The organism is Limnospira sp. PMC 289.06 (genome assembly GCF_032350395.1).
Taxonomy (GTDB): Bacteria; Cyanobacteriota; Cyanobacteriia; order Cyanobacteriales; family Microcoleaceae; genus Limnospira; species Limnospira platensis.
On the sequence record NZ_JARPLC010000009.1, the window covers coordinates 62730 to 68845 of the forward strand.

The following is a 6116-nucleotide window of genomic DNA, read 5'->3' on the forward strand; positions in this document are numbered from 1 at the left end:
AGATAACGAAACTGCCATTTCGGCTTTAGTCAATCTCCTGGAAACTACTACCGATGAGTCTACGCGAATACTAGCAGCAGAAAGCTTAGGTCAAATCGGCAAAGATAACGAAACTGCCATTTCGGCTTTAGTCAATCTCCTGGAAACTACTACCGATAAGTCTACCCGCATACAAGCGGCAAAAAGCTTAGGTCAAATCGGCAAAGATAACGAAACCGCAATGTCGGCGTTAGTCAATCTCCTGGAAACCTCTACTGATTGGTACACCCGCAGACGAGTGGCAGAAAGCTTAGGTCAAATCGGCACAGGTAACGAAAGGGCAATTTCGGCTTTAGTCAAGCTTTTGGAAACTAATAAAGATAAAAAAAATCGCAGCCAAGATTTAAAAACTTTGGGTCAAATTGCCACAGGTAATGAGATGGCTATTAAAAAACTAATAGAATGGCTAGATAACAGTTCTTCCCTACGTTCAATTGCTGAAACCCTAGAAAAAATAGCTTGTCCCGGAAACTCTACCACGATTGAAGGATTGAGAGAACTGCTGCATAAAAGTTCCTCGGCTTATACCCGTCAGCAAGTCAAAAACCTCCTGCAAAAACTCGACCCTCGGCAGTCAGAAGAACGGGAACAGGATGAAGATAATCTGCTGCTGTTTCTCACCACGACTCGACTCAAAGAAACAGCCGATCGCTATTTTTCCGTCAACTCCTATCAAAAGAAAAAGTTTTGCTATCAACGGATTCTAGCTTGCCTAGACCGAATGCAGCAGGGACGGGATATTCTGACTCGCCGCTCTTTACTGCAATCCTATTTACAACTGTATCAACAAATTGTCTCTTTTTCTATTCATTTTAAAGATAACAAACGCGCCTTTATTTACACCGAACTCTTCAGAAACCGTTATCTCGTAGAACGCATCGCCCAACAAGATGCATCCTTCCCTGCTACTATCTCCAAGCAACTCGCCCAAAACATCAACACCGCCAAACAAAGAGAACGCCAAACCTTACAAGCCTATACGGACAACATGAATCAGCATCTCCCCGAAGTGGAATTAGAAACCCTCAGTCTCGACTGGGAAAATGCTAAAGAAACCTTGGAAAACCTTTACCGCCAAGTTGCGGAAACCGAACCGGAATTTATCGCAAAAACCAAAGTTTACCCCATTTCTTTCGAGGAAGTTAAAAAATTACTGCCCTCAGACACAGCAATTATTGAGTTTTTCTTCACCGAAAACGAACTCATCACTCTGCTGATTCTCCCCGGACAGGAATCCCCCTTAATTCCTGAAAAACTGCGAGTCAATCTCAAACCCCAGAATCCTTTTGAAAGGTTGGCGCGAGACTGGGTGGCAGATTTAGCGGACAAAAGCAAATCTAAAAATGACGCAATCCAGACGACTCGGGAAGAGTTACCCAGGCGCATTGACCATCTGGGAGAGTTGCTCAATTTCAGTGAATTAGAGAAATACCTCCCGCGCCAGATTCAGCAGTTAATCATCGTTCCCAATAACAGTTTACATCTATTTCCCATTCATGCGGTCCCTTTGAATCCAACTCAGCGCCTGATTGACCGTTTTTCAGTTCGCTATTTCCCCAACCTGCAAATTTGGAAAATCTGTCAAAACCGCCAAAGGTCTCGCGATTCGTTTCTGGGTATTGAAAACCCCACGGACGACAAAGATTTAATCTTTGCTAAGGCGGAAATGGCTAGTATTTGCCAGGGTCGCAACTTTACCAAACCGGAAGTTTTCACCGGCAGCGAGGCCAGAAAATCCAAGATTTTGGAATCGGCCAAAAATTACCATTGCTTCCACTTTTCCGGTCATGCTGAGTACAATTTTAAGAATCCCCTAGATTCCTATCTGATGCTATCGGAAGACCACAAAGAAAACCTCACCCTGAGTACCCTATTTGCCGACTTGCACCTCCCCGACGCTGACTTAGTGACCCTTTCCGCCTGCTGTACCGGAGTGGTGGATGCCTTTCAACCCACGGATGAGTGTTTGGGGATTGCTACCGGGTTCCTCCTCGCGGGTGCGAAAGCGGTTGTCAGCAGTCTGTGGAAAGTCAATTCCATCGCCACTGCCTTTCTCCTGGATGAGTTCTACCGTCAGCTAGAACAGACCCCAGATAAAGCCGTGGGGCTGCAAAATGCTCAAAACTGGTTGCGAACTCGCACGGCAGATGAGTTGAGAAACCGCGCAAATAACTGGGATTTGAGTAAACTAGAACCTAAAGAGCAGTTTCGCTTGGAAAGGGCGCTGAAGCGTTTACAGGGGATTTCCTTTGAGAATCCTTACTTTTGGGCGGCGTTTATTGTGACTGGAGTTTAAACCATGAGTAACAGCGATATCCAGATGAGTGAGAGCGATTTTTTTATCTGTGTGGCATTTCACGAAATGCTGGGGCTTTCCGGTACAGAAGAACAGCAAAAACTAGATCGCGAAACTGCTATTTCTATTGCCGATTATTTAACCAAACTCCCACCGGAAGATAAACTTAACCCCGCCGCGATGGCAAATCATATCACCGCATTCTGCCAGCAACCGGGGAATGAACAGCTAAAGGAATGGTTTGGAGAAATTTACGATCGCCTGGATGAAGATGGTATCGATAAACTGGTGAAAAAAACGGGCGACCCTGGTAAGAAAGCGTATGGCCTCCCTATTACAGGCAGAGATATTGAGAATGAAGGTCGAGATGCTTGCCAAGACATCCAAAAGTGGGCAACTGAAATTAAACCCAATAAAGATAGCCATCAAAAATGACAACCAGCCAGCCTCCTAAACTTCTCTGCCCAACCCTCCACCTCTATCATTATGTGTTGCGAAATGGTCTGAATGATTCTGATGAACAACTAAAGGAACGCCGTGATAATTTTACTGAAAATTTGCATAAAATCACTTCTCATTTAACTAGCAAAACCCATAAATATGCGGACGGGTTCGTCCGCTTAATTCCCCCGGAAGAAGATGTGTCACTCTGGGGGAATTTGCTGGATTTAAAGTGGCAGGAAATTCCCGAGGAATGCAAAGAAGAAAATGAAAATTTCTTATTTTTAGAAACCGGGATTATTACCAGTCGCTTGGCATTATATCGCCTAAATGATACCTATTTACTGCGCTTCACTAGCTATATCCCCTCCGAAGAAGGTCTTCAAGACTTAAAAACTTTTGGCAATCTCAGCGAACATCTTTCTACGCTCAATATTGAACTCGGACAAACCACTATTCTGGCAGCAACTATATCAGAAAAAGACTATCAAGGCTGGGGAAGTCGTGAGATTGCTGCTCAATGTTTAAGGCTATACTATCCCGAAACAATCTCGGAGGATGATTTAATAAAATGTAATTTTCTAGGAAGTCCTTTCTATCTTTATCCCAAATCGGTGAAAGTTAAGACGATTAATAACTTGTCTCTTGAATCCACTCATCTCATGGGAGTGATTCTCTACCAAGATGTTGAAACTGAGGAAAAAGCAGATGAATTTTATAATATCCTACAAAACATGATACTTAGCTATCATAAAATCAACTTTTTCTACAGCCAAAGTCGGGCCTTGAAAAATCTAATCAGTCAACAATATAAAGACATTGAAAAGCAAACTGAGGACTATTCAAAGACGAAGTGGAATAAAGAATCGCTCAAGCAGCTACCTTACCAGTCTTTAGAGTTTTATAAGAAACTCTCTTTCCTTGCCGACCAAGAGAAAACTCTGCGAGTGAATTTATATAATTATCGAAAACGTCTGCAACAAATCGAAGAACATACGGGCGAGAAATTAGGGGGATTTTTGGGGGATTTTATCGATGAGGCGGAGCATTATTTAAAGCAGATTGAAACCACTATTGGATTTGTGAGTCCGGGTCTGCAATTGTATGATAAACTGATGTTGAGTGTGCAAACTCAAGTGAGTATTGATGATGAAAGAATCCAAAAACAACAGAGTGACCAGCAACAAAAGTTAGGTCAGTTGCTCACCGGGTCTTGTGCTGCGATCGCAGTCGGACAAATCCTGACTCCGGCTATCACCCTCAGCCTTTCCCAGTATATCGACAAAGATCCCAACCAGCCACCGTCGGTGAGTAGCCTATGGTGGGGGGGACTAGCGACGATTGTTTTAAGTATCTTATCCGGCTGGTTGGTGAGTCGGTTAGTTTACCGATGGTTCACCAATAAACAGATCTAGAGATGCTCTAATTTACCATTAGCGGTGGGATGGGCAACCACAGACCCAGAAACAACCCAGAGAAGAGGGGGAGAGGGGATGTGATGTTTAATCTGATATCTGGGTAAGTAAATCGCCGCGAACCCATCCTTGGCGATCGCTTTCGGGAAGGACAACCTTATACCAAATATAACCGTCCTCAGAACTATCAATGCGATCGACCACCTCCACCACCGTCCCCTCCGATAACCTAGCAATACTTCCAGTGTTGAGAGTAGCCAGTCGGCGAACATTTACCCGATTACTCCTAATTCTAGCCTTGGCTCGCGGGTAAAAATCAGCACCCCGAAACTCACCATCAGGAAAATTGCGCCTCACCTGTGGCGGCGGTTCCCCCTCAAAGCCAGGATTCCCCACTATCGGCTCAAACAGATCATCCCCATTAGCCTTCAAATCCTTTTCAGCATCAGGCCTGAACGCCAAACCAATAGCGATCGCACCTACTGCCAGTATAATAGCACCCAGGACAACGAGCCTAACTTTGGGTTTAACCTTCCTCATGGGATAAACAAGTGTTAACCACAGTAACTGATAAATATCCGGTTCTTCTGATCTTCACCATCGCTATGATATGAGATCCTAGGACTCTAATCTATAATGTAACTTCCGAAATGCCTGAGAATCCAACCCGCAACGAATTAGAAGTTCGTGCCCAAAAAGTCCAAGAATTGCGTAGTCAGGGTATTGAACCCTATCCTAGCGTAGCTTTTGAGCGATCGCACCTCGCCCAAGAAATTCACGATCACTTTTCCCAACCACAACACCAACTCGCCAACGGAGAAGCCGACCCCCAAGCACTTCCCCTGCGAGTCTGTGGTCGCATCACCTTCAAACGTGATAGCGGTAGCATTGGCTTTATTGGCTTAACCGACGCATCAGCAACCATTCAACTTAAAATCGAGAAAAAACTCGTCACAGGCGACCCAGGTTTAACATTCAACCAAATTAAAAAACTTCTCGATATTGGCGACTTTATCGGAGTTGGGGGTATTGGCTGCCGCACCAACCGGGGGGAACTTTCCATTCAAGTATCCCGCCTTGACGTGATCTCCAAAGCTACCATACCCTTCCCCGACTCCTACTATGGCATCAATGACCCCGAACTCTGTCGCCGCCACCGGGAAATAGACCTAGTTAGTAATTCCACATCCCTACAGCGGTTTAAACTCCGTAGCCGCATTATCCGCAGCATTCGCACCTATCTATGGAATGCCGGATTTGATGAAATTGAAACCCCCGTCCTCCAGACTATTTATGGCGGCGCGGCGGCGCGACCCTTTATCACCCATCACAATACCCTAGATATTGATTTATACTTGCGTATTGCTACCGAATTGTTCTTAAAACGTGCCGTTTGTGGCGGTATGGAAAAAGTTTTCGAGATTGGTCGTGTCTTTCGTAACGAGGGAATTGATAGCACCCATAACCCAGAATTTACCTCCATTGAAGTCTATCAAGCCTATGCTGACTATTTCCAAATTATGGCCTTAGTTGAAGACTTAATCTGTGCCGTGGCTACAACGGGCGCAGTTACCCCGTTTCAAATCAAAGCATGGTCGGCAGGCTTTGAGTTATCCTGCCAACGTTAAGTTTGAAGGAGACTATCTCAAAGTACCGGGGAAAATTGGATTGCTAATACATTTACGCGACATTTATCCGGCTATTGCCTGACAATGCGACGATAGCACTATTACCCGTTAAGGTAACAGAGGCGGTATCCCGCAAAGCTTTTAGAAAGATTCCAAAAGCACCGTTCCAGTCCCTGGGTAGAGTGAACCCACACTCAGGACATCGGAACACTTTTGAGCCACCTAGCTGGGAATGCATATTACCACAGTGAGTACAGGTTTTGCTGGTGTATTCTTCCGTCACATCTACAACTGTGG

4 protein-coding genes and 2 pseudogenes are annotated in these 6116 nt (G+C 44.9%); 4 read left to right on the forward strand and 2 right to left on the reverse strand.

All coding sequences use genetic code 11. The annotated features are described in order from the left end of the window. The 3 genes and pseudogenes from P5674_RS03900 to P5674_RS03910 all read left to right on the forward strand — a co-directional run. A pseudogene (locus P5674_RS03900) lies at positions 1-2335 on the forward strand (CHAT domain-containing protein); the annotation flags it as partial. Between the two features lie 3 nt (positions 2336-2338). Further along, positions 2339-2770, forward strand: coding sequence for a hypothetical protein (locus P5674_RS03905; RefSeq protein WP_014275878.1), 432 nt, complete (start codon positions 2339-2341; stop codon positions 2768-2770). Then, on the forward strand, positions 2767-4191 hold the full coding sequence (locus P5674_RS03910) for a hypothetical protein (RefSeq protein WP_006616455.1): 1425 nt from the start codon (positions 2767-2769) through the stop codon (positions 4189-4191). Before P5674_RS03905 ends, P5674_RS03910 begins: the two co-directional genes overlap by 4 nt. An 87-nt stretch (positions 4192-4278) precedes the next feature. Here the strand turns inward: P5674_RS03910 and P5674_RS03915 are convergent, their stop codons facing one another. Then, the gene (locus P5674_RS03915; RefSeq protein WP_315669812.1) at positions 4279-4731 is read right to left on the reverse strand and encodes an SH3 domain-containing protein; all 453 of its coding nucleotides are present in this window, start codon (positions 4729-4731) and stop codon (positions 4279-4281) included. A 110-nt stretch (positions 4732-4841) separates the two neighbouring features. Here P5674_RS03915 and P5674_RS03920 point away from each other — a divergent pair. Continuing rightward, positions 4842-5750: pseudogene (locus tag P5674_RS03920) on the forward strand (amino acid--tRNA ligase-related protein); the annotation flags it as partial. A 121-nt stretch (positions 5751-5871) separates the two neighbouring features. Here P5674_RS03920 and P5674_RS03925 read toward each other — a convergent pair. Further along, on the reverse strand, positions 5872-6116 hold a 245-nt coding region (locus P5674_RS03925), incomplete at its 5' end, for a zinc ribbon domain-containing protein (protein WP_315642844.1).